25 protein-coding genes and 1 riboswitch are annotated in these 23,534 nt (G+C 72.9%); of the genes, 10 read left to right on the forward strand and 15 right to left on the reverse strand.

The window, feature by feature from the left end; genetic code table 11:
• The first annotated feature begins 52 nt into the window (after nucleotides 1–52).
• The 4 genes from KME80_RS32940 (at nucleotide 53) to KME80_RS32955 (ending at nucleotide 2,473) form a co-directional block, all read left to right on the forward strand.
• On the forward strand, nucleotides 53–718 hold the full coding sequence (locus tag KME80_RS32940; protein ID WP_246646161.1) for a GntR family transcriptional regulator: 666 nt from the start codon (nucleotides 53–55) through the stop codon (nucleotides 716–718).
• A 4-nt stretch (nucleotides 719–722) separates the two neighbouring features.
• On the forward strand, nucleotides 723–1,259 hold the full coding sequence (locus KME80_RS32945; RefSeq protein ID WP_219510446.1) for an HAD family hydrolase: 537 nt from the start codon (nucleotides 723–725) through the stop codon (nucleotides 1,257–1,259).
• A 10-nt stretch (nucleotides 1,260–1,269) separates the two neighbouring features.
• Complete coding sequence (locus KME80_RS32950) at nucleotides 1,270–2,010, forward strand: GntR family transcriptional regulator (protein WP_219510447.1); 741 nt, start codon at nucleotides 1,270–1,272, stop codon at nucleotides 2,008–2,010.
• 106 nt (nucleotides 2,011–2,116) lie between these two features.
• Nucleotides 2,117–2,473 (forward strand): STAS domain-containing protein, encoded by a 357-nt coding sequence (locus KME80_RS32955; RefSeq protein WP_219510448.1) that lies wholly within the window; start codon nucleotides 2,117–2,119, stop codon nucleotides 2,471–2,473.
• A gap of 22 nt (nucleotides 2,474–2,495) precedes the next feature.
• Here KME80_RS32955 and menD read toward each other — a convergent pair whose 3' ends face one another.
• Both menD and KME80_RS32965 read right to left on the reverse strand, forming a co-directional pair.
• Nucleotides 2,496–4,160, reverse strand: coding sequence for a 2-succinyl-5-enolpyruvyl-6-hydroxy-3-cyclohexene-1-carboxylic-acid synthase (menD, locus tag KME80_RS32960; protein ID WP_219510449.1), 1,665 nt, complete (start codon nucleotides 4,158–4,160; stop codon nucleotides 2,496–2,498).
• Complete coding sequence (locus KME80_RS32965) at nucleotides 4,157–5,050, reverse strand: o-succinylbenzoate synthase (RefSeq protein ID WP_246646173.1); 894 nt, start codon at nucleotides 5,048–5,050, stop codon at nucleotides 4,157–4,159. Before KME80_RS32965 ends, menD begins: the two co-directional genes overlap by 4 nt.
• A gap of 81 nt (nucleotides 5,051–5,131) precedes the next feature.
• On the opposite strand from KME80_RS32965, the gene KME80_RS32970 reads away from it, so the two are divergent.
• From KME80_RS32970 to KME80_RS32980, 3 genes are all read left to right on the forward strand, one after another.
• A complete protein-coding gene (locus KME80_RS32970; protein ID WP_219510451.1) occupies nucleotides 5,132–6,277 on the forward strand; it encodes an AMP-binding protein in 1,146 nt (381 codons plus the stop codon).
• A gap of 46 nt (nucleotides 6,278–6,323) precedes the next feature.
• A complete protein-coding gene (locus KME80_RS32975; protein WP_219510453.1) occupies nucleotides 6,324–6,668 on the forward strand; it encodes a hypothetical protein in 345 nt (114 codons plus the stop codon).
• A 152-nt stretch (nucleotides 6,669–6,820) separates the two neighbouring features.
• Nucleotides 6,821–8,134, forward strand: coding sequence for an RNA polymerase sigma factor (locus tag KME80_RS32980; RefSeq protein ID WP_219510454.1), 1,314 nt, complete (start codon nucleotides 6,821–6,823; stop codon nucleotides 8,132–8,134).
• Between the two features lie 63 nt (nucleotides 8,135–8,197).
• Here KME80_RS32980 and KME80_RS32985 read toward each other — a convergent pair whose 3' ends face one another.
• Nucleotides 8,198–8,596, reverse strand: a complete 399-nt coding sequence (locus tag KME80_RS32985) for a hypothetical protein (protein WP_219510455.1) — start codon at nucleotides 8,594–8,596, stop codon at nucleotides 8,198–8,200.
• A 130-nt stretch (nucleotides 8,597–8,726) separates the two neighbouring features.
• Here KME80_RS32985 and KME80_RS32990 point away from each other — a divergent pair, with 130 nt between their 5' ends.
• Nucleotides 8,727–9,287, forward strand: coding sequence for a TetR/AcrR family transcriptional regulator C-terminal domain-containing protein (locus KME80_RS32990; protein WP_219510456.1), 561 nt, complete (start codon nucleotides 8,727–8,729; stop codon nucleotides 9,285–9,287).
• Between the two features lie 198 nt (nucleotides 9,288–9,485).
• The gene (locus tag KME80_RS32995) at nucleotides 9,486–9,683 is read left to right on the forward strand and encodes a DUF5999 family protein (protein ID WP_219510457.1); all 198 of its coding nucleotides are present in this window, start codon (nucleotides 9,486–9,488) and stop codon (nucleotides 9,681–9,683) included.
• 49 nt (nucleotides 9,684–9,732) lie between these two features.
• On the opposite strand, the gene KME80_RS33000 is transcribed toward KME80_RS32995, so the two are convergent.
• A complete protein-coding gene (locus KME80_RS33000) occupies nucleotides 9,733–10,326 on the reverse strand; it encodes an alpha/beta hydrolase family protein (RefSeq protein ID WP_219510458.1) in 594 nt (197 codons plus the stop codon).
• 82 nt (nucleotides 10,327–10,408) lie between these two features.
• Between KME80_RS33000 and KME80_RS33005 the strand changes: the two genes are divergently transcribed.
• On the forward strand, nucleotides 10,409–10,765 hold the full coding sequence (locus tag KME80_RS33005; RefSeq protein ID WP_219510459.1) for a hypothetical protein: 357 nt from the start codon (nucleotides 10,409–10,411) through the stop codon (nucleotides 10,763–10,765).
• Nucleotides 10,766–10,974: 209 nt separating this feature from the next.
• Here KME80_RS33005 and KME80_RS33010 read toward each other — a convergent pair whose 3' ends face one another.
• The 11 genes from KME80_RS33010 to KME80_RS33060 all read right to left on the reverse strand — a co-directional run bounded on the left by KME80_RS33010 (nucleotide 10,975) and on the right by KME80_RS33060 (nucleotide 23,521).
• Nucleotides 10,975–11,808: a tetratricopeptide repeat protein gene (locus tag KME80_RS33010; RefSeq protein ID WP_219510461.1), complete on the reverse strand. Its 834-nt coding sequence runs from the start codon at nucleotides 11,806–11,808 to the stop codon at nucleotides 10,975–10,977.
• Nucleotides 11,809–11,946: 138 nt separating this feature from the next.
• A complete protein-coding gene (gcvP, locus tag KME80_RS33015) occupies nucleotides 11,947–14,766 on the reverse strand; it encodes an aminomethyl-transferring glycine dehydrogenase (protein WP_219510463.1) in 2,820 nt (939 codons plus the stop codon).
• 166 nt (nucleotides 14,767–14,932) lie between these two features.
• Nucleotides 14,933–15,025: riboswitch (glycine riboswitch) on the reverse strand.
• Nucleotides 15,026–15,228: 203 nt separating this feature from the next.
• Nucleotides 15,229–15,849 carry a MerR family transcriptional regulator gene (locus tag KME80_RS33020; RefSeq protein ID WP_219510464.1) on the reverse strand — a complete coding sequence of 207 codons (621 nt, stop codon included), beginning with the start codon at nucleotides 15,847–15,849 and terminating at the stop codon, nucleotides 15,229–15,231.
• Between the two features lie 147 nt (nucleotides 15,850–15,996).
• The gene (locus KME80_RS33025) at nucleotides 15,997–16,467 is read right to left on the reverse strand and encodes a bifunctional nuclease family protein (protein WP_082310546.1); all 471 of its coding nucleotides are present in this window, start codon (nucleotides 16,465–16,467) and stop codon (nucleotides 15,997–15,999) included.
• Between the two features lie 106 nt (nucleotides 16,468–16,573).
• Nucleotides 16,574–17,200 (reverse strand): transcriptional regulator FtsR, encoded by a 627-nt coding sequence (ftsR, locus tag KME80_RS33030; RefSeq protein ID WP_246646162.1) that lies wholly within the window; start codon nucleotides 17,198–17,200, stop codon nucleotides 16,574–16,576.
• Nucleotides 17,201–17,223: 23 nt separating this feature from the next.
• Nucleotides 17,224–17,736, reverse strand: coding sequence for a double zinc ribbon and FHA domain-containing protein (locus KME80_RS33035; RefSeq protein WP_219510466.1), 513 nt, complete (start codon nucleotides 17,734–17,736; stop codon nucleotides 17,224–17,226).
• A 237-nt stretch (nucleotides 17,737–17,973) separates the two neighbouring features.
• Nucleotides 17,974–20,478: a mannose-1-phosphate guanyltransferase gene (locus KME80_RS33040; protein WP_219510467.1), complete on the reverse strand. Its 2,505-nt coding sequence runs from the start codon at nucleotides 20,476–20,478 to the stop codon at nucleotides 17,974–17,976.
• A 4-nt stretch (nucleotides 20,479–20,482) separates the two neighbouring features.
• The gene (gene clsA / locus KME80_RS33045) at nucleotides 20,483–21,064 is read right to left on the reverse strand and encodes a cardiolipin synthase ClsA (protein ID WP_219510468.1); all 582 of its coding nucleotides are present in this window, start codon (nucleotides 21,062–21,064) and stop codon (nucleotides 20,483–20,485) included.
• A gap of 375 nt (nucleotides 21,065–21,439) precedes the next feature.
• Nucleotides 21,440–22,201, reverse strand: a complete 762-nt coding sequence (locus KME80_RS33050) for a GNAT family N-acetyltransferase (protein ID WP_219510469.1) — start codon at nucleotides 22,199–22,201, stop codon at nucleotides 21,440–21,442.
• 165 nt (nucleotides 22,202–22,366) lie between these two features.
• Complete coding sequence (locus KME80_RS33055) at nucleotides 22,367–22,960, reverse strand: phosphoribosylanthranilate isomerase (protein ID WP_219510470.1); 594 nt, start codon at nucleotides 22,958–22,960, stop codon at nucleotides 22,367–22,369.
• A 117-nt stretch (nucleotides 22,961–23,077) separates the two neighbouring features.
• Nucleotides 23,078–23,521 carry a hypothetical protein gene (locus KME80_RS33060; RefSeq protein WP_246646163.1) on the reverse strand — a complete coding sequence of 148 codons (444 nt, stop codon included), beginning with the start codon at nucleotides 23,519–23,521 and terminating at the stop codon, nucleotides 23,078–23,080.
• Nucleotides 23,522–23,534 lie beyond the last annotated feature (13 nt).

Here is a 23,534-nt window from a genome sequence, read left to right on the forward strand (position 1 = left end):
GTAAGTTATAAGAAATATGTCATAGGTCAATTCCGCCGGCCCTGAGGAACACATGACCACCGAGCCCCGGCCGCCCATGAGCAAGGCCGACTACGTCTACAGCGTCCTGCTGGAGGAGATCCGCACGGCCCGGATCCCCGGCGGCACCGCGTTGCGCGCCGGGGCGCTCGCCAAGCGGCTCGGCGTCTCGGTGACGCCGGTGCGCGAGGCGCTGCGCCGCCTGGAGAAGGACCGGCTGATCAGCTACGAGGCGCACCACGGCGCCACCGTGGTCGACCTGGGCGACGACGCGCTGGAGGAGTTCTACGGCCTGCGCGCGGTCGTCGAGGGCCTGGGCGCCCGGCTGGCCGCCGCCCGCGTCACCGCCGAGGACCTGGCCTGGCTGCGCGAGCTGCACGCCGCGATGGCCCGCGACGCCGCCGAGGGCAGGCTCGACCGCCTGGCCGAGCAGAGCAGGCACTTCCACCTGCGGATCGCCGACATCGGCGGCCCCGCCTTCCTCGGCCAGCACGCCAGGGCCGTGCGCAACAGCTTCCCGGTGCCGCCCGGCGTCTCGCTGTGGCTGGACGCCGGCCAGGCGGCCCGCCAGCTCGACGCGCACGAGCGCATCCTGGCCGCCCTGGAGGCCGGCGACGGCCCGGCCGCCGAACGTCTCATGATCGACCACGTCCGGCAGGCGGGCGAGCATCGCCGAGGGAGCGGCCCGGTGGCAGGATGACGGTGTGATCACCAGCGCGGTCCGGGGCGTCCTGTTCGATCTCGACGGCACGCTGCTCGACCACCGGGCGGCCGCCGACGCCGGCATCACCGCCTGGGTGGCCGAGCACGCGCCCGGCCACCCGCGCCTGGCCGAGGCAGCCCGGCTGTGGGAGGCGCTGGAGGAGCCGCACCTGGCGGCCTGGCACGCGGGCGAGTGCTCCTGGCAGGAGCAGCGCCGCCGCCGCGTGCGGGCGCTCTGCGCGGAGCTGGGCCTGGACCTGCCGGACGACCCCGACACGGCCTTCGCCTCGTACGCGCGCCGCTACCGCGAGGCGTGGCGCGCCTACCCCGACGCGGCGGCGGCCGTGGCCGCGCTGCGCGGGTTCCGCCTGGGCGTGCTGACCAACGGCGGCCCCGCCGCGGCCGGCATGCGCTCGGCCTGGCTGGACCGCCTCGGCGTCGCCCCGCCGCCCGCGGGATTCCCGCGCATCACCACGCTCGCCGAGCTGCCCGCACTGCTGTCCGGCGAGCATTTGTCTGGACATTCTGACCTCGGTTAAGCTGATCAGCATGACCGCGAATCTGGCGATCGACCTGGATCGATCCAGCCCCGTGCCGCTCTACTTCCAGGTGGCCGAGCAGATCGCCGAAGCGATCCGGCGGGGCGACCTGGCGCCCGGATCCCGGCTGGACAACGAGATCCTGCTGGCCGACAAGCTCGGGCTGTCGCGGCCGACGATCCGCCAGGCGATCCAGTATCTCGTCGACAAGGGCCTGCTCGTGCGCAAGCGCGGCGTCGGCACCCAGGTCGTGCACGGCCAGGTCAAGCGCTCGGTCGAGCTGACGAGCCTCTACGACGACCTGCGCCGCTCCGGCCAGGAGCCGGCCACCCAGGTGCTCACCCTGGAGCCCCGCCCGGTCGAGGAGCAGATCGCGGCCATCCTCGGCGTCGAGCCCGGCAGCCAGGTGCTCTACGTGGAGCGGCTCCGCTTCGCCGCGGGCGAGCCGCTGGCGCTCATGCACAACTGGCTGCCCATCGGCCTGGCCCAGATCACCGCCGCCGACCTGGAGGTGCGCGGCCTGTACGAGCTGCTGCGCGGCGCCGGGGTGCGGATGCGGGTGGCCAACCAGCGCATCGGCGCCCGCGCCGCCAACCAGGCCGACGCCAGACTGCTGGACGAACGGCGCGGCGCCCCGCTGCTGACCATGATCCGCACCACCTACGACGACCAGGGCCGGGCGGTCGAGCACGGCTCGCACGTCTACCGGGCCTCGCACTACTCGCTGGAGGTCACGCTCATCGAACGGTGACCGCGGATGGCTACGGATAGGTCTCATTCTGTCACCACGGCGCGACGTGGAGTATTCTTCGCCTGGCCGCCCTTTCTCCACCCCGGCACGAGAACGGCGAACGCCCATGGACTTCCACCTGACGACCACCCTCCGTGACGGCCGCGTGACCGTCGTGGTCTCGGGCGAGCTCGACATCGCCACCACTCCCCTGCTGCGCGCCCGCCTGCGCGAGGCCGCCGCGCGCGGGCCCGGCGAGGTGGTGCTCGACGTGAGCGGGCTGACGTTCGCCGACGCGGCCGGGCTGGGCGCGCTGGTGGCCGCCCGGCTGCACGCCGAGTCGGCCGGGACCGCGCTGGTCCTGGCCGAGGTCCCGGCGTCGCTGGCCCGCCTGCTGCGCATCACCGGCCTCGACGCCCAGCTCCTGCCTCCGGCCTGGGCCGGCGCCCCGCCGGGTCCCTACGACGGCCTCACCGCCCCCTGACCCCCCGGAGGCCGGAGGCCGGCTACAGCTCCTTGAGGTAGGTCGCGATCGACTCCTGGGCGGCCTCGCGCAGGTGGCCGTGCACGATCGCGTTGGCCTCGCGGTCGGTGCGCACCTCCACCACCCTCGGCCCCTGCCCGCGCAGCGCCTTCGGCAGCTCCGAGATGTCCTGCACCAGCGTGTACGGGGTCCCGGTCGCGGCCGTCACGTAGCCGAGGTCCACCCCGTGCGGCGTGCCGAACACCCGCTCGAACGGGTCGCGCACCGCCGCCTGCGGCAGCAGCGAGAAGATGCCGCCCCCGTCGTTGTTGACCACCACCAGGCACAGGTCAGGCCGGGGCTCGCGCGGCCCGAGGATCAGCCCGTTCTGGTCGTGCAGGAACGACAGGTCGCCGAGCAGCGCGTAGGAGGGCCCGTTGTGGGCCAGCGCCGCGCCCATCGCCGACGAGACCAGCCCGTCGATGCCGGAGGCGCCCCGGTTGGCCAGCACCCTGATGCCGCGCCTGGGCCGCATCGCCTGGTCCAGGTCGCGGATCGGCATGGAGGACCCGCAGAACAGCAGCGACCCGTTGGGCAGCCCGTCCGCCAGGTCGCGGGCCAGCCGGGGCTCGCTCAGCCCGGAGCCGTCGAGCACGTCGTCGAGCGCCGTGCGCGCCGCCTGGTCGGCCTGCCGCCAGGCGTGCAGCCAGCTGTCGTCGCCGGCCGCGACCGGGATCTCCACCGCCTGCGCCACCTGCGTGGCCGAGCGGGTGGGGTCGGGCCAGCGGTCGAGGCCGGGCGAGACCACGATGTGCTCCTCGGCCCGCTTCAGCCACGACAGCAGCGGCCGGGACAGGCCGGGCCGGCCGAGCGTGACGACCACGTCGGGCCGATGGGAGTCGGCGAACTCGGGCATGCCGAGCAGGTAGTGGTAGGTGGAGATGGCGTGGTCGCCATAGCGTCCGCCGCCGTTGGGCTCCGACAGCACCGGCCAGCCGGCCATCCCGGCCGCCGCCACGTAGCGGCGCACGTTGGCCGCGCCGTCGCCGACCACGAGCACGCCGCGCCGGGTGGGCGCGATGTGCAGGGCGACGGGCGGCGGCGCCACGCGGGCGCGCACCCACGGCCCGGCCGCGCCGCCGTCGAGCGGCTCGCACCAGGAGTCGTCGCCGTCGGGGATCAGCGGCTCGCGGAACGGCAGGTTCAGGTGGACCGGCCCGGGGTCGGCCGGGCCCGCCGCCCGCTGGTAGGCACGGCAGGCCAGCGACCGCCAGTAGGCCACCTGGCCGGGCCGCTCCTCCGGCACGCCGACCTCGGCGAACCACCGGGTCGCGGTGCCGTACATCTTGAGCTGGTCGATGGTCTGGTTGGCGCCGGTGCCGCGCAGCTCCGGCGGGCGGTCGGCGGTGAGCACGAGCAGCGGCACGTTCGACTCGCTCGCCTCGATGACGGCGGGGTGGAAGTTGGCCGTGGCGGTGCCGGACGAGCACAGCAGCGCGACGGGCCGCTCGGAGCGCCTGGCCAGGCCCAGCGCCAGGAACGAGGCCGAGCGCTCGTCGATGCGCACGTGCAGGCGCACGCGCGACTCGGCGTGCAGCGCGAGGGCGAGCGGGGCGGAGCGGGAGCCGGGCGCGATCACCACGTCGGTCAGGCCGCAGCGCACCAGCTCGTCGACCAGGACCGTGGCCAGCGCGGTAGCGGGGTTCACAGTGACGCCTCCTGCATCCGGCGTAGCCACGACGGACAATCAATCTCAAAATCCGACAAATGCTCAAAACTTACATCCGGGCGGCGTACGGGCAGCATCCCGCCCTCGGGGACGAGCGAATCGGCCACCACGTCGCCCGACAGCAGCGACATCGTGCCGAGCCCGCACGCGTACGGCAGCTCCGGCAGCGCCGCCGCCAGCGCCACGCCCGCGGCCAGCCCCACGGAGGTCTCCACGGCGCTCGACACCACCGCCGGCAGCCCGCACGCCTCCACTACCCTCAGCGCCGCGCGCACGCCTCCCAGGGGCTGCACCTTGACGACCGCGATGTCGGCGGCCTCCGCCGCCCTGACCCGCAGCGGGTCCTCGGCGCGGCGGATCGACTCGTCGGCCGCGATCGGCACGTCGCAGGCCCGCCGCACGGCCGCCAGCTCCTCCAGCGTGGCGCACGGCTGCTCGGCGTACTCCAGCCCGAAGCGGTCGAGCTCCTTGAGCCGCCGCACGGCCTCGCCGACGTCCCAGGCGCCGTTGGCGTCGATCCGGACCCGCCCCGAGGGGCCGAGCGCGTCACGCACGGCCTCCACCCGCGCCACGTCCGCCGAGAACGGCTGCCCCGGCTCGGCCACCTTGACCTTCGCGGTGCCGCAGCCGGAACGCCGGACGAGGTCGTGGGCCTGCTCCGGCCCGACCGCCGGCACGGTGGCGTTGACCGGGACCGCGTCGCGTACCGGCGCGGGCCAGCCGTCGAAGGCGGCCTCCCGCGCGCACGCGAGCCACCGGGCGCACTCGCGCGGCCCGTACTCGGGGAACGGCGAGAACTCGCCCCACCCCGCCGGTCCGTGCAGCAGCACCCCTTCCCTGACGGTCTGTCCCCGGAACCTGGTGCGCATCGGAATCCGGAAGACCACGGGAGAACGCGTCACGACCCTCCCTGCGCCGCTGCCCGATCTGACGCCATTAACCTTACGAGCATGTGGAGGAACCCGTCGCATCCGGACCGCCCGCTGCACGCGGTCGCGCTGCCCGCCGGGCCGCGGCTGTTCGCGGCGGTCCGCGACGCGCTGTCCGGCGACGGCCCCGCGGTGCTGCCCCTGATCCCCGGCCAGGAGGCCGCCGCGGTCGAGGCGCTGCGCCCCACCCACGCGGGCGGCGCACGGCTCGCCGGCGGCGCCGGGGTGCCTGCCGGCGTGGCCGTGGTCATCGCCACCAGCGGCAGCACGGGGACCCCCAAGGGCGTGATGCTCTCCGCCGCCGCGCTGCGCGCCTCGGCGGCGGCCTCGCTGCGCCGCCTGGGCGCGTCCAGGGGCGAGCGGTGGCTGTGCTGCCTGCCCGTCTCCCACGTCTCCGGCCTCCAGGTGCTCGTCCGGTCGCTGCTGTGCGAGAGCGAGCCGATCCTGCACGAGCGCTTCGACCCGGTGGCGGTGCTGGAGTCGGGCGCCGACCACGTGTCGCTGGTGCCCACCCAGCTCCACCGGCTGGTCGAGATGCGGGCCGACCTGTCGGGGTTCCGCACCGTCCTGCTCGGCGGGGCCGCGCCCCGGCCGGGGCTGCTCGCCGAGGCGGCCGCGCTCGGCGCGCGGGTGGTGACGACGTACGGCATGAGCGAGACGAGCGGCGGGTGCGTGTACGACGGCGCGCCCCTCGACGGCGTGGACGTGCGGGTCGGCGAGGACGGGCGGATCGAGGTGTCCGGGCCGGTGCTGTTCTCCGGCTACCGGGGCCGTGCCGGGAGCCCGCTCGACGGGGGCTGGTTCGTCACCTCCGACCTGGGCGAGCTGGCGGACGGGCGGCTGCGCGTGCTGGGCCGGGCCGACGACGTCATCAACTCCGGCGGCGAGAAGGTGCCGGCCGCGTCCGTGGCCGCCGTCATCGGCGCCCATCCCGGAGTGGCCGACGTGGCCGTGGTGGGCCGCCCCGACCCCGAGTGGGGCGAGCTCGTGGTGGCCGCCGTCGTGCCCGCCGACCCCGCCGCGCCGCCGACGCTGGCCCAGTTGCGGGCCTACTGCGCCGACCGGCTGCCGCCGTACGCCGTGCCGCGTGACCTGCGGCTCCTGCCGAGCATGCCCCTGCTGGCGAACGGGAAGACCGACCTGATCCGCCTCAAGTCCGGAACCTGATGACTTGTGCGTGCGTCATAGTGGGGAAGAGACGGAGGGAGTGTTCATGGACCAGACCCGCAAGATGTGGGCATCCGCGGTGGCCGTCGGCGTGATCGTCGCCGGTGGCGTCTCCGTCGCGGCGGCCGCCTCGGCGGGCAGGCTCGACCAGGCCAGGCAGACCCGGGCCGTGATCGAGAAGTCGGTGGTGCAGCCCGCGCAGCCCACCCCGTCCACATCTCCGACCGGGCTTCCCTCGGCGCGGCCCTCGGACGACGGTCTCGTGGTGACCAGCGAGGTCAACCCCGATCCCGACGAGGTCATCCGCTACTGGACGGACGATCGCCTGGAGGAGGCCAACCCGATGCCCATGCCGGAGGCCAGGCAGGGAGAGTTCGAGCTGGCCGAATAGCGCCACCGGTCACCCTTTTGGGCGTTTTTCACCCCTCGGGAACAAATAGCGCGGATCGGCGTTATTGATACTGGTGAGTCGTGCGGCCGGAGCCGGGCCGCCCCACCCAAAACGCCCAGAATCGCTTCCACTCCGTTGGAGGAGGTGTCCTCATGCCCCGAACCGCCGTGGCGACCCCACCCGCAACCCTCGAGCAGCTGATTGACCGAGGGCGAGCCCAGGGTCACCTCTCTCTCGCGGACCTGCGTGACGCATTCGCCCACGCGGGCATCAGCCCCGCCGAGGGCAGGTCGATCCTGCGCGAGCTGACCGACGCCGGGGTGAGCCTGGCCGCCGGTGACGAGCCGCCTGCCAAGGCGCCCGCCCAGGCCCGGAAGACCGCCAGGAAGCCCGCCGCCAAGCGCTCCACCAGGAAGAAGGCTTCGAGTCCCGAGACTACCGACTCCGGGGCCGCCAACGCAAAAACCGGCGACGAGGACGTGCCCGACGAGCTGGTCCTGCAGGCCGAGGAGGCCGAGCTGGAGAGCGAGCCCCTCGACCTGGACGACAACCAGTCGGTCATGGGCGACTCGGTGCACACCTACCTCAAGTCGATCGGCCGCCGCACGCTGCTCACCGCCGCGCAGGAGGTCGACCTGGCCCGCCGCATCGAGGCCGGGCTGTACGCCGAGTACAAGCTGGAGATCGGCGAGGACCTGTCCCCCGCCGCCCGCGACGACCTGCTCATGGTGGTCGAGGACGGCAAGGCCGCCAAGGACCACATGCTGGAGGCCAACCTCCGGCTGGTGGTGTCCGTGGCCAAGAAGTACACCGACCGCGGCATGTCCCTGCTGGACGTCGTCCAGGAGGGCAACCTGGGCCTCATCAGGGCCGTGGAGAAGTTCGACTACACCAAGGGCTTCAAGTTCTCCACCTACGCCATGTGGTGGATCCGGCAGGCCATCCAGCGCGGCTTCGCCGACTCCGCCCGCACCATCCGGCTGCCCGTGCACGTGCTGGAGATGCTCTCCAAGCTGTCGCGCATCGAGCGTGACATGCACCAGCGGCTGGGCCGCGAGCCCACGCCGGAGGAGCTGGCCGTCGAGCTGGACAAGACGCCCGACCAGATCGAGGAACTGCTGCGCACCAGCCGCCAGCCGATCTCGCTGAACGCGACCATCGGCGAGGACGGCGAGACCACGATCGGCGACCTCATCGAGGACGTCGACTCGCCGGAGGCGTCGGAGATCGTCGACCGCCAGCTCCTGGGCGACCAGCTCCGGGGCGTGCTGCAGAACCTGTCGCCGCGCGAGGCCAAGATCATGGCGCTGCGGTTCGGCCTGGTGGACGGCAAGCCGCACACGCTCGACGAGATCGGCAAGCACATGGGCCTGACCCGGGAGCGCATCAGGCAGCTGGAGAAGGAGTCGCTGTCGAAGCTGCGCCACCCCAGCAACACGCGCCCGCTGCTCGACTGGGCCAGCTGACCGGCCACCCACCAGGAAAAGCCCCGGCCACCCGGCCGGGGCTTTCTCATGTCTGCGGAAGCGTCAGCGGACGGCCGGGACCGGGCGGGGGACGCGCGGGATGCCCCACATGCGGTTGTTCTCGCGCAGCGTGCGCAGCCGCTCCACCTCTGCGGTCCACATGGCCCCGGCCGGCGTCGCCTTGGCCTTGCGGCGGGCGATCCGGTCGTCGTAGGCCTTGACGCCGAACGTCGCCCGCTGGCCCGCCTCGGCCGCGCGCAGCGCCTCGGTCAGCGCCTGGTCGAACGCGATCCCGGCGGCCATCAGCTCGACGTCGTCGGCGTCGGCGGCCCGCAGGTCGCGCAGCGTGCTCTCGGCCTCACGGGCCTTGTCGAGCAGCGCGGGGTAGCTCTTGGAGATCTCCACATCCGCGTGGAAGCGGACCTCGGCCTCGCGGCTGACCCGCGGACGGAAAAACGCCATCGAACTCTGCCCTTCACCACTGTCGTCAGCACTGTCGGCTCTTACCAGCGACAAGCGTACGCCGTCCGGCGCCACGCCCGGCAACCGGACGTCCCCCGGCCGGCGCCCTTTACATAGTAAGATGATCTCCATGCCCGCCAAGCGACCACCCGTCCCCCTCTCGCGCGAGCGGATCATCGAGGCCGCGCTGCACATCGCCGACACCCAGGGCCTGCGCAGGCTCACCATGCGCCGCCTGGGCGACGCCCTGGAGGTCGAGGCGATGGCCATCTACCACCACCTGCCCCGCGGCAAGGAGGCGCTGATGGACGCGCTGGCCGAGCATGTCACCGCCGTCCAGGTGGAGCCCGCCGGCACCTGGCAGGAGACCGCCAGGGCGTGGTGCCGGGCCAGCCGGGAGGTTCTGCGCGACCATCCGGGCGTGCTGGCCCTGGCGCTCACCAAGCCGCCCAAGGGCGGCACCGCCGTGGCGATCGGCGAGCAGATCTCCCAGCTCGCCGACGCGGGCCTGCCCGACGCGGCCGACGCCGTACGGTCGCTGCGGGCGTTCGTGTTCGGCAGCGTGGCGGTCGAGGTGCAGCAGTCGGGCTGGGCCGACCCCGAGGCGGACGAGTGGATCCGGCGCGACGAACGGGCCGACGCCGACTTCGAACGCGGTCTCGACGCATTGCTCCGAGGCTTGGAAACGTAGTGTGCGTGTCTCGCTTGGACCGTTATCCTGCATAAGGCACGCTGTGTCGAAGGTCACACGCCAAAGTGCATCCTCCTCCAACCGTCCTAACGGACTATGTCGGAACATGTGACATACGTCGCACACTTGCTGGAAACGAATACCCGAGCCGCTCCCGCCCCCACCGGGAGCCACCCACGAGATATCGGAGGCACGCCGATGTGCCCGCACGACCCGGCCTGTCCGTCTGCCGAGGCGCCCGACCGCGAGGCCGCACGCACCCTGGCCTGGCACCCCGAGCAGGGGTGGAGCCTCCTCTGCAATGGCGTCGTCCTGTTCGAGGACACCGGGGAGCTCCTTCCTGGCGGCACCGCCATCGCCCCGCACCGGCCCGAACCCATGGTCGGCGCGGCCTGACCGCACGCTCCTCATGCGGCCACCGGCCCCTCACGGGCCGGGGCCCCGGCTACCTCCAGTAGAGCTTCACCCAGTCGGCCACCACCTCACCCACCCGGGCGGGGTCCTTCTTCAGGTCGTGCCCCTCCCCGGGCAGCACCACCAGCCGCGCCGCGTCCGCCGCCTCCGGCACCCCGAACGGATCCCGGTCCCCGTTCACCACCAGCACGTCGACCCCGGCGCCCCGCAGCTCCTCCGCCCTGGAACGCTCCGGCCTGCCCGGCGGGTGCAACGGGAACGCCAGCGCCACCACCGCCGCCGCCCCCGCCGCCTTCGCGGTCCGGCACGCCACCCGCGCGCCGTTGCTCCGCCCGCCCTGCACCAGCGGCAGCTCCGGCCAGCGCGCCCGCAGCTCCCCCAGCACGGTCAGCCACGCCTCGTCCTGCCGCTCCGCCGACCCCGGCGCCCGCGCCCCCGCCACCCGGAACGCCTGCGTCACCCGGGCCACGTGCGCCCGCGCCCCCAGCGCCGCGTCCCGCACCGCCAGCAGGTCGGGCGCGTCGACTCCCCCGGCCGACCCGTGCGTCAGCACCAGCAGCACCCGGGCGCGCTCCGCCTCGTCGATCTCGACGCGCGCCGGGCCCCGCGCCGTCATGATCTCCATGGCAGCACCGTACCTGGGGATGAGGCGAAGATGGCTCTCAGGTCTGATGACGGCGCGCCGCCCGGAGTGCAGGATGGCCAGCATGCGAGAGACGAGTCCCATGCGCGAAGATCTTCAGGCGACGCTCGACGCCCGCCGCGACCTCGGGCCCGAATACGAAGCCGCGCTGGTCGACTCGCTGGTCGAGCGCATCGACGCGACGATCGCCGCCCGCGTCGCCGCCGAGCTGCAGTATCAGGGCGTCGCCCCCCGCAAGCCGCCCAAGCAGAAGTCCAGCGGCACCGGCATCATCCCCGTCGCGCTGGGCTCGATGGGCATCGGCATCCCCCTGACGGCGATCGCGGCCGGCAGCGCGGGCATCGCGGGCCTGCTGATCACCTGGATCGCCATCGTCGTCATCAACGTCGCCGCCGCGGCGGCCATCATCCGCCGCCCCTGACCCCGTCCCCCGTGGCCCTGCCACACGGGACCGCCCCAGCCCCCCGCCGCTGCGGGACGTAGCCACCCCAGGAGCCCGGCCGCGCCCTGCGGGGCCACCTGCCGCACGAGGCGCTGCCGCTCCCTCGTGGCCTCCGGATGCCGGGGCCGCCCGTGGCCGTCCGCCGGCCGCTGCCGTGCGTCGCCGCTGCCGGTCGCTGTGGGTGCGGGTCAGCGGTCGTAGCGGAGGCGGACCTCGGAGGCGAGCGTCTCGTCCTCGTGGTCCAGGCCGTACGCCCACACGTGGTCGGCGTCGTCGGCCCGGCCGCGCAGCGGCAGCGTGCGGGCCAGCAGCTCGATCGCCAGCGCGCTCGTCTGGGCCTCGCCGCCGTCCTCGACCGCGCCCGCGAACTCGGCGCACGCGAGCTCCAGATGGGCGATGCCGAGCTGGACGCGCAGCCGGGCGGCGTCGTCACCGGAGGCGTCGCGGAGGGCGTCGAGCAGCAGGTCGGCGGCCTCCCCCGGGTCGCCGCGCTCGATGAGCAGGTCGGCGAGCTGCTGGACGGCGTGCATCCGCACGTCGGTCGCACCCTCAGGGGCGTCCCCGGCGCGCGGCTCACCGTCGGCGGGCCCCGCCGTGTCGAGGGCGGCGCGCAGGGCGGACTCGGCCTCGTCGGGGTCGTCGGCGTCGAGGGCGAGCCGGGCGAGCGCCAGGTGGGCCAGCGGCACGTACGCGGGCGTCCCGACGCCGAGGACGGCCTGCCAGGCGCCCCGGGCCTGGCCGAGGCGGCCCTCGCGTTCGAAGCCCTGAGCCAGGTGGCAGGCCGCCTGGGCGGCGAACTCGGGATGGCCGGTGGCGAGCGCGGCGCGGGCGGCGGCGCGGGCGCCCTCGACGTCGCCCGCCTCGTCGAGGACGACGGCGAGCCCCACGGCGGCCTGCGCGGCGTCGGGCCCGTCGGCGGCGGCGAGGTCGGCGAGAATGGCCGCCGCGCCGTCGAGGTCACCGTGCTCGGCCAGCCGGCGAGCGGTGTCGAGGGGCGGGGTCTGCAGCTCTGAGGACGTCAAGAGAGCTCCTTCGCGCGGCGATCGCACCGAGCTTAACCACTTCTGACGATCATGTCTGCTCACTTGACCCAGCCGGCCTGGAAAGCGGAGAACCCCGCCCTGCGCGGGCGGGGTCCTCCGGGCGGCCGAGCGGTCCGGTCAGTCCTCGTACGCCTCCAGCGGCGGGCACGAGCACACCAGGTTGCGGTCCCCGTACGCCTGGTCGATGCGGCGCACCGGCACCCAGTACTTGCCGTCGCGCAGCGAGGGCACCGGGTAGGCGGCCTCGGTCCGGGTGTAGGGGTGCGGCCACTCGTCGGCGGTGACCGCCTCGGCGGTGTGCGGGGCGTTGCGCAGAGGGTTGTCCGACTTGTCGTAGTCGCCGGACGCCACCTTGGCGATCTCGCCGCGGATGGCGATCATCGCGTCGACGAACCGGTCGAGCTCGTTCAGGTCCTCGCTCTCGGTCGGCTCGATCATGAGCGTGCCCGCGACGGGGAACGACATGGTCGGCGCGTGGAAGCCGTAGTCGATGAGGCGCTTGGCCACGTCGTCGACGGTGACGCCGGTCTCCTTGGTGATCTGCCGCAGGTCCACGATGCACTCGTGGGCCACCAGCCCGCCGCGCCCGGTGTAGAGGACGGGGTAGTGCGGGGCGAGCCGCCTGGCCAGGTAGTTGGCCGACAGGATGGCCTGCTCGGTGGCGGCGGTCAGGCCCTCGGCGCCCATCATCCGGACGTAGGCCCACGAGATCGGCAGGATGCCGGCCGAGCCGTAGGGGGCGGCGGAGACGGGGCCGACGGCGCTGCCGTCGCGCAGCGGGTGGCCGGGCAGGTAGGCGGCCAGGTGGCCGCGGACCGCGACGGGGCCGACGCCGGGGCCGCCACCGCCGTGCGGGATGCAGAACGTCTTGTGCAGGTTGAGGTGGGACACGTCGGCGCCGAACTCGCCCGGCTTGGCCAGGCCGACGAGCGCGTTGAGGTTGGCGCCGTCGACGTACACCTGGCCGCCGGCCTCGTGCACCTTGGCGCACACCTCGGTGATGCTCTCCTCGTACACGCCGTGCGTGGACGGGTAGGTGACCATGATCGCGGCGAGCCGGTCGCGGTGCTTGCCGATCTTGGCGTCGAGGTCGGCGAGGTCGACGTTGCCGTCGTCGTCACAGGCCACGACGACGACCCGCATGCCGGCCATGACGGCGCTGGCGGCGTTGGTGCCGTGCGCCGAGGACGGGATGAGGCAGACGTCGCGCTCGGTGTCGCCGTTGGCCCGGTGGTAGGCGCGGATGGCCAGCAGTCCGGCGAACTCGCCCTGGGAGCCGGCGTTCGGCTGGATGGAGACGGCGTCGTAGCCGGTGACCTCGGCCAGCCAGCCCTCCAGCGTCTCGATCAGCTCGCGGTAGCCGGCGGCCTGGGCCTCGGGCGCGTACGGGTGGATCGCGGCGAACTCAGGCCAGGTGATGGGCTCCATCTCGGTGGTCGCGTTCAGCTTCATCGTGCAGGAGCCGAGCGGGATCATGGAGCGGTCGAGCGCGATGTCCTTGTCCTGGAGCTTGCGCAGGTAGCGCAGCATCGCGGTCTCGGAGCGGTGCTCGTGGAAGACCGGGTGGGTCAGGTAGTCGGACTCGCGCAGCAGGGCGGCGGGCAGCGCGTCGGCGGCCTCCCCGGCGGGCTCGACGCCGAACGCCGCCCACACGGCGGCCAGCTCGGCGGCGCCGGTCTTCTCGTCGCAGGAGATCGAGACGTGGTCGTCGCCGGCCTGCCACAGGTTGACGCCGCGCTCGGCGGCGGCGGCGACGACCTCGGCGGCGCGGCCGGGCACGCGGGCGAGCACGGTGTCGAAGAACTCGCCGTGCACCACCTCGACGCCGCCCCGGCGCAGCCCCTCGGCCAGGGTGGCGGCGTGGCGGTGGACGCGGGCGGCGATGCGGCGCAGCCCGTCGGGGCCGTGGTAGACGGCGTACATGCCGGCGATCACGGCGAGGAGCACCTGGGCGGTGCAGATGTTGCTGGTGGCCTTCTCGCGGCGGATGTGCTGCTCGCGGGTCTGCAGGGCCAGCCGGTAGGCGGGGTCGCCGTCGGCGTCGACCGACACCCCGACGAGGCGGCCGGGCATCTGCCGCTGCAGCCCGTCGCGTACGGACATGTAGGCGGCGTGCGGGCCGCCGAAGCCGAACGGCACGCCGAACCGCTGCGAGGAGCCGATCGCGATGTCGGCGCCGAGCTCGCCGGGGGCGGCGAGCAGGGTGAGCGCGAGCAGGTCGGCGGCGGCCACGACGAGCGCGCCCGCCTCGTGCGCCCGCCCGGCCACGGCGCGGAAGTCGCGCAGCCGGCCGGAGGCGCCGGGGTACTGCACGAGCACGCCGAAGCACTCGGGCAGCTCGCCCTCCAGGTCGCTCTCCACGAGCGTGATGCCGAGCGGCTCGGCGCGGGTGGCCAGCACCGCCTTGGTCTGCGGGAGGGCGTCGGCGTCGACGACGAACACGTCGCTCTTCGCCTTGCCGGCGCGCCGGGCCAGCGTCATGGCCTCGGCCGCGGCGGTGGCCTCGTCCAGCAGGGACGCGCCCGCGACGGGGAGGCCGGTGAGGTCGGACACCACGGTCTGGAAGTTGAGCAGCGCCTCCAGCCGGCCCTGCGAGATCTCCGGCTGGTAGGGCGTGTAGGCGGTGTACCAGCCCGGGTTCTCCAGCAGGTTGCGGCGGATGACGGCGGGCGTGACCGTGTCGTGGTAGCCCAGGCCGATCATCGAGGTGAGGACGCGGTTGCGGCCGGCCAGGGCGCGCAGCTCGGCGATCGCCTCGGTCTCGCTCGCGGCGGCGGGCAGCTTGAGCCGGTCCTTGGCCCTGATGGACTCGGGGACGGCGACGGCGACCAGGTCCGCCACCGATTCGAAGCCGACGGCCTCGAGCATGCGCTGCTGCTCGGCCGCGGACGGGCCGATGTGCCGGGCCGAGAACGGCGGTGCTGACAGATCTGTCATGGAGATGCCTCCCGAGGCTTTGGAGACCGGCGCTGGGCGCGGGCGAATGCCGGATCTCCCCCTCTGTCACCGCGCGCTAGTCATCGCGACCTGAGAGCTTCGCCCCGGCGGGGCTTGCACCGTCGGTGAAGCGCGCCTGGCGGGCGCACCTGCTTTCCAGAGTTGCCTCACCCGAGCGGTACGGGATGCCTGAGAGATTCCGGGGAGGGTTGCTCCTTCGGCGCCCCGGGCCAGCCGGGGTCTCTCCCGCACGGGGTCGACAGCATGTCCCAGATTACTACGCCTTGTCCGGCAACCCCACCGCAGGCGGCCTGATGCGCACGCCGGGAGAGTCGCTCCCCGTCACCCGGTGATTCCCGTCACCCGGTGTTCCCCGTCGCCCCGTGTTCCCCGCCGCCCTGTGCGCGGTGGTCACCTGTACGTCGCGGTCACCTGTGCGCGGTGGTCACCTGTGCGTCGTGGTCACCCTGTGCGCCGTGCGCGGCGCCGCCGGGCCAGCTCGTCAGCGGGATGTTCGGCCGGGACGGTGTCCGCGACCGCCGCGCGTTCCCCCGGCAGCTCCGCGAGGGAGCCCTCGACCTCGCGCCAGACCCGGCCGAGCGCGATGCCGAACACGCCCTGACCGCCCTGGAGCAGGTCGATCACCTCGTCGGCCGAGGTGCACTCGTAGACGCTGACCCCGTCGCTCATCAGCGTGATCTGCGCGAGGTCGGCGACCCCGCGGTCACGCAGATGCTGCACGGCGGTGCGGATCTGCTGGAGCGAGACTCCCGTGTCGAGCAACCGCTTGACGACCTTGAGGACCAGGATGTCGCGGAAGCTGTAGAGCCGCTGCGATCCCGAGCCCTGGGCGGCTCTTATCGTGGGCTCCACCAGTCCGGTGCGCGCCCAGTAGTCAAGCTGCCTGTAGGTGATGCCGGCCGCCGCGCAGGCCGTCGGCCCGCGGTATCCGATGTCGTCGGGAAGCATGGCGGGCTGCTCGTCGAAGAGCAGACCCTGCTCCCCGGCACGCTGCCGCGCGCTCTCGCGCCGCACCGGATCTTCCTGGCCGGCCGTCTTTCCCTCGCCGCTGCTGACCGCCACGCGGACCTCCGGCTTTCTCTCATCCCGCGGCCTGATCTGGGGGTTCGTAAAAGGCGACCGCGGGTTTCACTTGCACCGTAGGACCGTGACCATGCTCAGTCAACGATCCGGCTCGGCGCGTCGTGAAGCGTAAATGCACTGAAATACCTACCCCGCCCTGCCGAAGTCCTCGGGAGAGATCGTGTCAAGGAACTCCCTGAACTTCTCCACCTCGTCCTCCTGGTCGTCCGGGATGATCACGCCGGCCTCCTGGACCACCTCCTCGCTGGCGAAGATGCGGGCCCCGGTGCGCAGGGCGAGCGCGATCGAGTCGGACGGCCGGGCGCTCACCTCCACCCCGTTGGAGAACACGAGGTCGGCGAAGAAGATGCCGTCACGCAGCGCGACGATGTTGACCGCGCGCAGGCCCACGCCGAGCGCGCTCAACACGTCCCGGAACAGGTCATGGGTCAGCGGCCGCGGGGGAGGCTCCTCCGCCTGGGCCAGGGCGATGGCCGTCGCTTCGGTCATGCCGATCCAGATCGGCAGGAACCGCTCCCCGTGTGCCTCCTTGAGCAAGACGATCGGTTGATTTGTAGGCATTTCTACGCGAACGCCCACGACCTCCATCTGCAACACGGGCTGCTCCATATTCGACTGGCCGGTGGCCCGGCACAGGTCATCGCTGGTCCGCTTCTGCAATTCAACGTAACACCCGGGGAGCCCTGAATGTCCCGCGGGCCGCTCATCGCCCCAGAACGCTCCGCACACCCGTGCGCAGCAGCGCCGCGTGCAGGTCGAGCAGCAGAGCCGACAGCTCCCTGGCCGTCTCGTCGGCCTCCCCGATCGCGCCGGGCGCCCGGCGTTTCAGGATCGGCGCCACCGTCTGCTCCACCAGCCCCGCCTCGCGCTCGGCCGCCGCCCGGACCGCCCGCAGATGGCGGGCGTGCAGGCCGAATTTGGCCAGCGCGCCGACGCTGCGGGCCACCTTCAGCGCGTCCTCGTCGTAGCGCCTGGCCTTGGCCGCGAGCAGGCCGTAGTCCTCCAGCTCGGTGAGCGTCTCCTCGTCGATCCCGGCGGCCTCCAGCAGCTCGGCGCGGCTGAGCCGGACCTCCTGCTTGTCCTGGAGGGCGCGCGGGCGGCCGAAGCCCTCCGCCATCTTGTCCTTGATCACCCGCAGCGGCAGGTAGTGGTCGCGCTGCTCGGTGAGGATGTAGCGCAGCTGCTCGACGTGCAGGTGGGTGAACTTGCGGAAGCCGGACGGGGTGCGCTCGGGCTCGATGAGCCCTTCGCCCTCCAGGAATCGGATCTTGGAGACGGTGACGTCGGGGAACTCGCCCTGCAGCAGGGCGAGCACCTCCCCGATGCTCATGTGCGAGCGTGCCGCCTGCGAACTCATGTGCCGGCGGGTGTCCGCATCAGGAACAGGAGCCGGAACTTGCCGATCTGCACCTCGTCGCCTGAATGGAGCGGAACCTCCTCGATGCGCTCGCGGTTGACGTAGGTGCCGTTGAGGCTGCCCACGTCGCGCACCGAGAACTGGCCGCCGCGATGGCGGTAGAACTCGACGTGGCGGCGCGAGACCGTGATGTCGTCGAGGAAGATGTCACTCTCCGGATGGCGGCCGGTGGTGGTGAGGTCCTTGTCGAGTTTGAAACGGCTGCCCTGGTTGGGCCCCCTGGTCACGGTCAGCAGCGCCGTGCCGGGCGGAAGCTGCTCGACCAGCGCCCGCTCGGCCAGCAGCATGTCACCGGTCTCTGCCTCGTACGCCTCTATTCCCGCGACGGAGATCGTCGATGTGGTATCCCCTGAGACCTCGGGTCTGGTCAACGGTGACCCACAACGGGAACAGAAACGGGCATCCTCGGGGTTGGCGTGCCCGCACTGCGTGCAGTAGACGCTCGGCATCGATCGGCTCGGCCTCCTACCGCGAAGACGCGGCAACGGTGCTCGGGGCGCGCCTCGCTTCGCTCTCAAGATTTTGCGAATGCCGCAACTTACGCTGATCAGCGGCAAAGGTCAAGGCGGGGCGCTGGACGACAGGCTGGACGCTGACAAAGTTACCGCCGCCCCCGCCCGAAGGTCCATGCCGCCGCGCCTTTCCAACATTACGATCTTGCCCGCCATCCCGACAAATCACCGGGATCAGGTGCTCGCCCGCTCCACCACGCGCGCCCAGCGCTCCAGGAGGAGCTGCGCGGTGTCGACGTCGGCCGCCTCGGCCCACAGGTGGGTGACCGGCTCGGTGGCCGCGGGCAGGATGAGCACCCAGCTCCCGTCCTCCCCCGCCACCCGCACGCCGTCGGTGGTGTCGACGCGGTGGCCGTCGCGGGCGGCCTCGGCGGCCTCGATGACCGAGCGCATGACCGCGCCCTTGACCGCCCACTGCGTCGGGATCGCCCGTCTGAGCAGGTTGACCTCGGGGATGCGGGCGTCGATCTGGCTGAGCGAGAGCCGGGTGCGCGCGACCAGGCCGAGCAGGCGCATGAACACGGCCAGGCCGTCGAGCGCCGGGCTGAACTCCGGCACCACGAAGCCGCCCCGGCCGTCGGCCGCGAAGATCATGCCGGGCCCGGCGGCGGCCGAGGTGAGGGCGTCCACGGCGGTCGAGGTCCACTCCACCTCGACGCCGTGGAAGCGGCACACCTGCTCGGCGACGCGGGTGGTGGTGACGGGCAGCGCCACCCGCCCGCCGCGCCGCTCGGCGGCCACCAGGTCGAGCACCACGAGCAGGGCCCGCTCCTCGCCGATGAGCTGGCCCATCTCGTCCACCAGCGCGATGCGCTCCCCCACGGGGTCGAAGCGGACCCCGAAGGCCGCCCTGGAGGAGCTGACGAGCTCGGAGAGGCGTTGCAGGTCACGGCGGCGCTCGGCGATCGTCTCCGTGGGCGACAGGTCGTCCAGGACGGCGTTGACCGTCAGCACCTCGATCCCGGCCCGGCCCAGCAGCCGGGGCAGCACCAGCGACGAAGTGCCGCCCGCGCAGTCGACGACCACCTTCATGTCCCGTACGCCCGTCATGTCCACCCGGCGCAGCAGCTCGTGCGCGTAGTCCTCGACGGCCCTGGCCGGGTAGGTGAGCTCGGCGATCTCGCCGGGGAAGGCGCGGCGGAACTCCTGCCGGGAGAAGACCCGCTCCAGCTTGCGCTGAGCGGCCGGGGGCAGGTCGGCGCCCCGGTCGTCCATGATGACGATGTCGACGCTCTGCGGGTCGCCGGCCGTCGTGCGGAGCGCGATGCCGCCCGCCGCCGTGCCCCGGGTGGCATGGAAGCGGGCCACGGGCAGCGGGGCGGCCTCCAGGTCCAGCACGTTGATGGCGCTGGCGGTCAGCGCGCCGATCACCGCCCGCTTCAGCGCCCGCGCGGCCAGCGAGGAGTCGCGCGAGGTGACGACGTTCGCGCCCTTGCTCAGCGTGGTCGCGTACGCGCTGGCCAGCCGCACGCACAGCTCGGGGGTGATCTCCACGTTGACCAGCCCGCTGACGCCGCGCGGCCCGAACAGGCTGCGCTGGCCGCGCGACTCCCAGATGACGCTCGTGTTGACGACCGCGCCCGCCTCGATGGTCTTGAACGGGTAGACCCGCACCCCGCTGGAGACGTACGCCTCGGGCTCGATGACGCACTCGTCGCCGACGACCGCGTTCTCCTCGATCCGGGCGCCGCTCATCACGTCGGTGCTCTTGCCGATCACGCAGCCGCGCAGGTGGGTGCCAGGGCCGAGGTAGACGTTGTCGTGCACGATCGCCCGGTGCAGGAACGCGCCCTCGCGCACCACCACGTTGTTGCCCAGGACCGTGTACTCGCGCAGCTCGGCGCCCGCCTCGACCTTGGCGTACTCGCCGATGAACAGCGGGCCCTTGAGCACGGCGTCGGGCTCGACGGAGGCGGAGGCGGCCACCCAGACGCCGGGCGAGACCTCGAAGCCGCCGATGTCCAGCCTGACCTTGCCGGTCAGGGCGTCGGCGTGGGCCTTGAGGTAGCTCTCGTGGGTGCCGACATCCTCCCAGTAGCCGGCGGCCACGTAGCCGTAGATGGGGGCGCCGCGCTCCAGGAGGCGGGGGAAGACGTCGCCCGACCAGTCGACGGGCTCGCCGGCGGCCACGTGCGCCAGGACCTCGGGCTCCATGACGTAGACGCCGGTGTTGACGGTGTCGGAGAAGACCTGGCCCCAGGTGGGCTTCTCCAGGAAGCGCTGCACCCGGCCGGACTCGTCGACGATGATGATGCCGAACTCGAGGGGGTTCGGGACGCGCTTCAAGCCGATGGTGACAAGTGCCGAATTTTCGCGATGAAAGCGGACCATGTCGGATAAGTCGATATCCGTCAGGGCGTCGCCGGAGATGACCAGGAAACGATCGTCATGTAACCGGGCAGCGGCGTTCTTCACGCTGCCCGCCGTGCCGAGCGGCACGTCCTCGGTGGCGTACTGCAGGCTCATCCCGAGCTCGTCGCCGTCGCCGAAGTAGTTGCGCACGAGCGCCGCCAGGAACTGGACCGTCACCACGGTCTCGGTGACGCCGTGCCGCTTGAGCAGCCGCAGGACGTGCTCCATGATCGGGCGGTTGACCACGGGAAGCAGGGGTTTGGGCTGGTTGGCCGTCATCGGACGCAACCGGGTGCCCTCACCGCCCGCCATGACGACCGCCTTCACCCGATCACTCCTTCGTGGTCGCGGTTACGAGCCGGCGCACCTGTATCACATACAACACGCCTGCCCACCAGTACAGGCCCGTTCCCCAGAGCGCGAACGCCCACCCGACAATGCGGGTTATATCGGCATACCACCCGTCATGGGAGGCAAGGAAGAGCAGAGGGAAGGCGTACATGAGGTTGAACATGGCTGCCTTGCCCAGAAAATGCACTTGAAGTGCCTTATAGCCATGTTTGCGAAGTACGGGGATGAAACACGCGACGAAGAGTTCCCGCGCCAGGATCACGGCCGCCAGCCACCACGGGATGACCTCCCGCACGAGCAGCGCCAGGATCGTCGCGAACACGTAGAGCTTGTCGGCCGCCGGGTCGATGATCCGGCCCAGCTTGCTGGTCTGGTTGAACGCCCGGGCGATCTTGCCGTCGAGCCAGTCGGTGAAGCCGGCCACCGCCAGGATCGCGATGGCCCACCCGTCCGCCTTCGGGCCCAGAACCAGCCAGAGGAACACGGGCACGCCGAGGAGGCGCAGGAAGCTCAGCAGGTTCGGAACCGTCCAGATTCGGTCCTCGGCGGAAGTTTCACTCACGCCCCAGACCCTACTGCGTCAAACTTCCTGCCCAGCGGCCCCCGATCCCCCGATTCCCCACCTCAGGGTCGCCCCCGGCGACGGCCGGACGGCGGCTCAGGGCCGACAGGGGGTGGGGCGGCCGCATCCCCCGATTCCCACCTCAGGGTCACCTCGGCAGACGGCCGGACGGCCCGCTGGGGCACCTCGGGGTTGTCGGGGGCGGGGCGGCGGTATCCCCCGATTCCCCCACCTCCGGGTCACCCCCGGCGGACGGCACGCTCGGCGGCTCAGGGGCGACAGGTGCGGGCGGACGTACCCTCCGATTTCCCAGCCGGAGGGTGGACGGTCGGAGGGTGGACGGTCGGAGGGGCGTTGCGGGGCCGGGGGGCGCCGCTACGGGGTCTTCAGGAAGGAGTGCGTGCGTCCGGCCGTCTCGAAGCCGAGGCGGGCGTAGAAGTCCTTGGGCCAGTCGGCGGCGTCGGCCAGCAGGAAGACCAGGTCAGCCCCCGCCGTCTCGGCCAGCAGCGAGCGCATGAGGGCGCGGGCGTGGCCGTTGCCCCGGTGCCGGGCCAGGGTGACCAGGCTCTCGATCTGCGCGACGCCCTCGTGCGCGTACAGGTCGGCGTACGCGGCCAGGCCGCCGTCCGCCGCCCGTACGCCCCGGAACCCCACCCGGTCGGCGCCCCGCAGCCGGGTCTCGATCCGCCGCGCCAGCCCGTCGACGACCTCCTCGGACGCCTCCGGCAGCGTCGCGCGCCAGCTCTCCCGCACCACCGGCAGCAGCTCGGCCACCTCCAGGCGCTCGGCCTCGGGCGGCCCGGCCGGCGGGGCTCCGCGGAAGACCATCACGAGGGTCTCCTCGTGCTCGTACCCGGCCGCCGCGAACGTGGGCGCGAAGGCCGCGCCGAGCGCGTCGTCGTCCACGTTGACCTGCCGGTGCTCCCTCCCGCCGAGCACCCGCTCCGCCGCCTCCAGCACCACGCCGGGGTCGTCACCGGCCCACACGACGAGCTTGTTGTCGTCGTACGAGCCCGGGTAGCGGTCGTCGAGCACCGCGAACCCGCCGGGCACGTCCACGACCCGTGGCGCCCGCCGCCGCGCGAACCCCCGCACGAACTCCAGCGCCCGCCGCAGCTCCACGTCCTCTCGGCCCATGTCCGGCCCCTCCGTCACTCGGTCGTCGAACGTCCGGCCCTCCCGGGGGTCCGGGGCAGGCGGCAGGAAACCCGGACGCCCGTACGCGCTCCGGGACGGCTCTGGCGTGACCCGTTGGCCCCGAGGGCACTCGGGGCGCTCGGGGTGCTTGGGTGCTCAGGGTGGTCACGCGGCGGCGCGGGAGGCCGCGAGGAACGCCTCGATGAGGGCGGAGTCCTTCACGCCCGGGGCGGTCTCGACGCCGCTGGAGACGTCCACGCCCCAGGGGCGGGCGGCGGCGACGGCCTCGGCGACGTTGGCCGGGTCGAGGCCGCCCGCGAGGAGCCAGTGGCCCGAGGGGCGGTCGCGGACGGCGGCCCAGTCCCAGGGCTCGCCGGAGCCCGGCCGGGGCGCGTCGACGATGAGCATGCTCTCGTCGAAGGCGCCGCAGCGCAGGTCGGCGCTGGCGTCGACGGCGCGGACGAGCGTCAGGCCGAGGTCCTTGAGCGCGGTGAAGTCGCCGTGCGGGTGGCGGCCGTGCAGCTGGATGGCGCGGACACCGGCGGTGAGGGCGGCGGCCCGCACGGTGGCGGGGTCCTCGCCGCGGAAGACGCCGACGGTCAGCACGTGCTCCGGCACCAGGGCGGCCAGCTCGGCGGCCCGCTCCGGGGTGACCTGGCGCGGGCTGCGGGTGAGCACGAAGCCGATCGCGTCGGCGCCGGCCTCGACCGCGGTGGCCACGTGCTCGGGCTCACTGAGACCGCAGATCTTCACATACACACCCCAAACCCTAGCGGAGAGGAGGGGAGACACCCCAAACCTTGACGGGCCGGCGGGCAGACGCCCGGACCCTGGCGGGCCGGCCGGGAAGACACCCCGACCCCGGAACCCGGGGTGCTAGCGGCGGCGGGAGGCGGTGGGGGACCAGGACCACAGCAGCATCGCGGTGACGAGGCCGAACAGGACCACGCCGCTGGGCAGGTGGGCGCCGAGCCACAGCCAGGTGAAGTGCTGCCCCATCCCGACGACGAACAGGGCGACGCTGGCCAGGGCGGGCCAGCCGGCGCCCCGGCCGGGCCGCCAGACGAGCACGGCCAGGACGATCTGGACGAGCGCGACGAGGTGGACGGCGAGCCCGGCCATCACGTGCGCCTCGGCCATGGCGCCGTCCGAGGCGACCGCCTGGCCCGCCAGGGAGGCGGCGACCAGCAGCGACGCCGCCTGGGCGACGACGGCCACGCGGAGCGCGTACAGGAGTCCCGGGGACACCCGGCCGCCCGTGGGGGCCGGTCCGGGGCGGGCGCCCGCGCGCGTGGTCGTGTCGTAGGTGGAGTCGGACATGGCGATCCTTCCG

Source organism: Nonomuraea ceibae (assembly GCF_019396325.1).
Classification (GTDB): Bacteria; Actinomycetota; Actinomycetes; order Streptosporangiales; family Streptosporangiaceae; genus Nonomuraea; species Nonomuraea ceibae.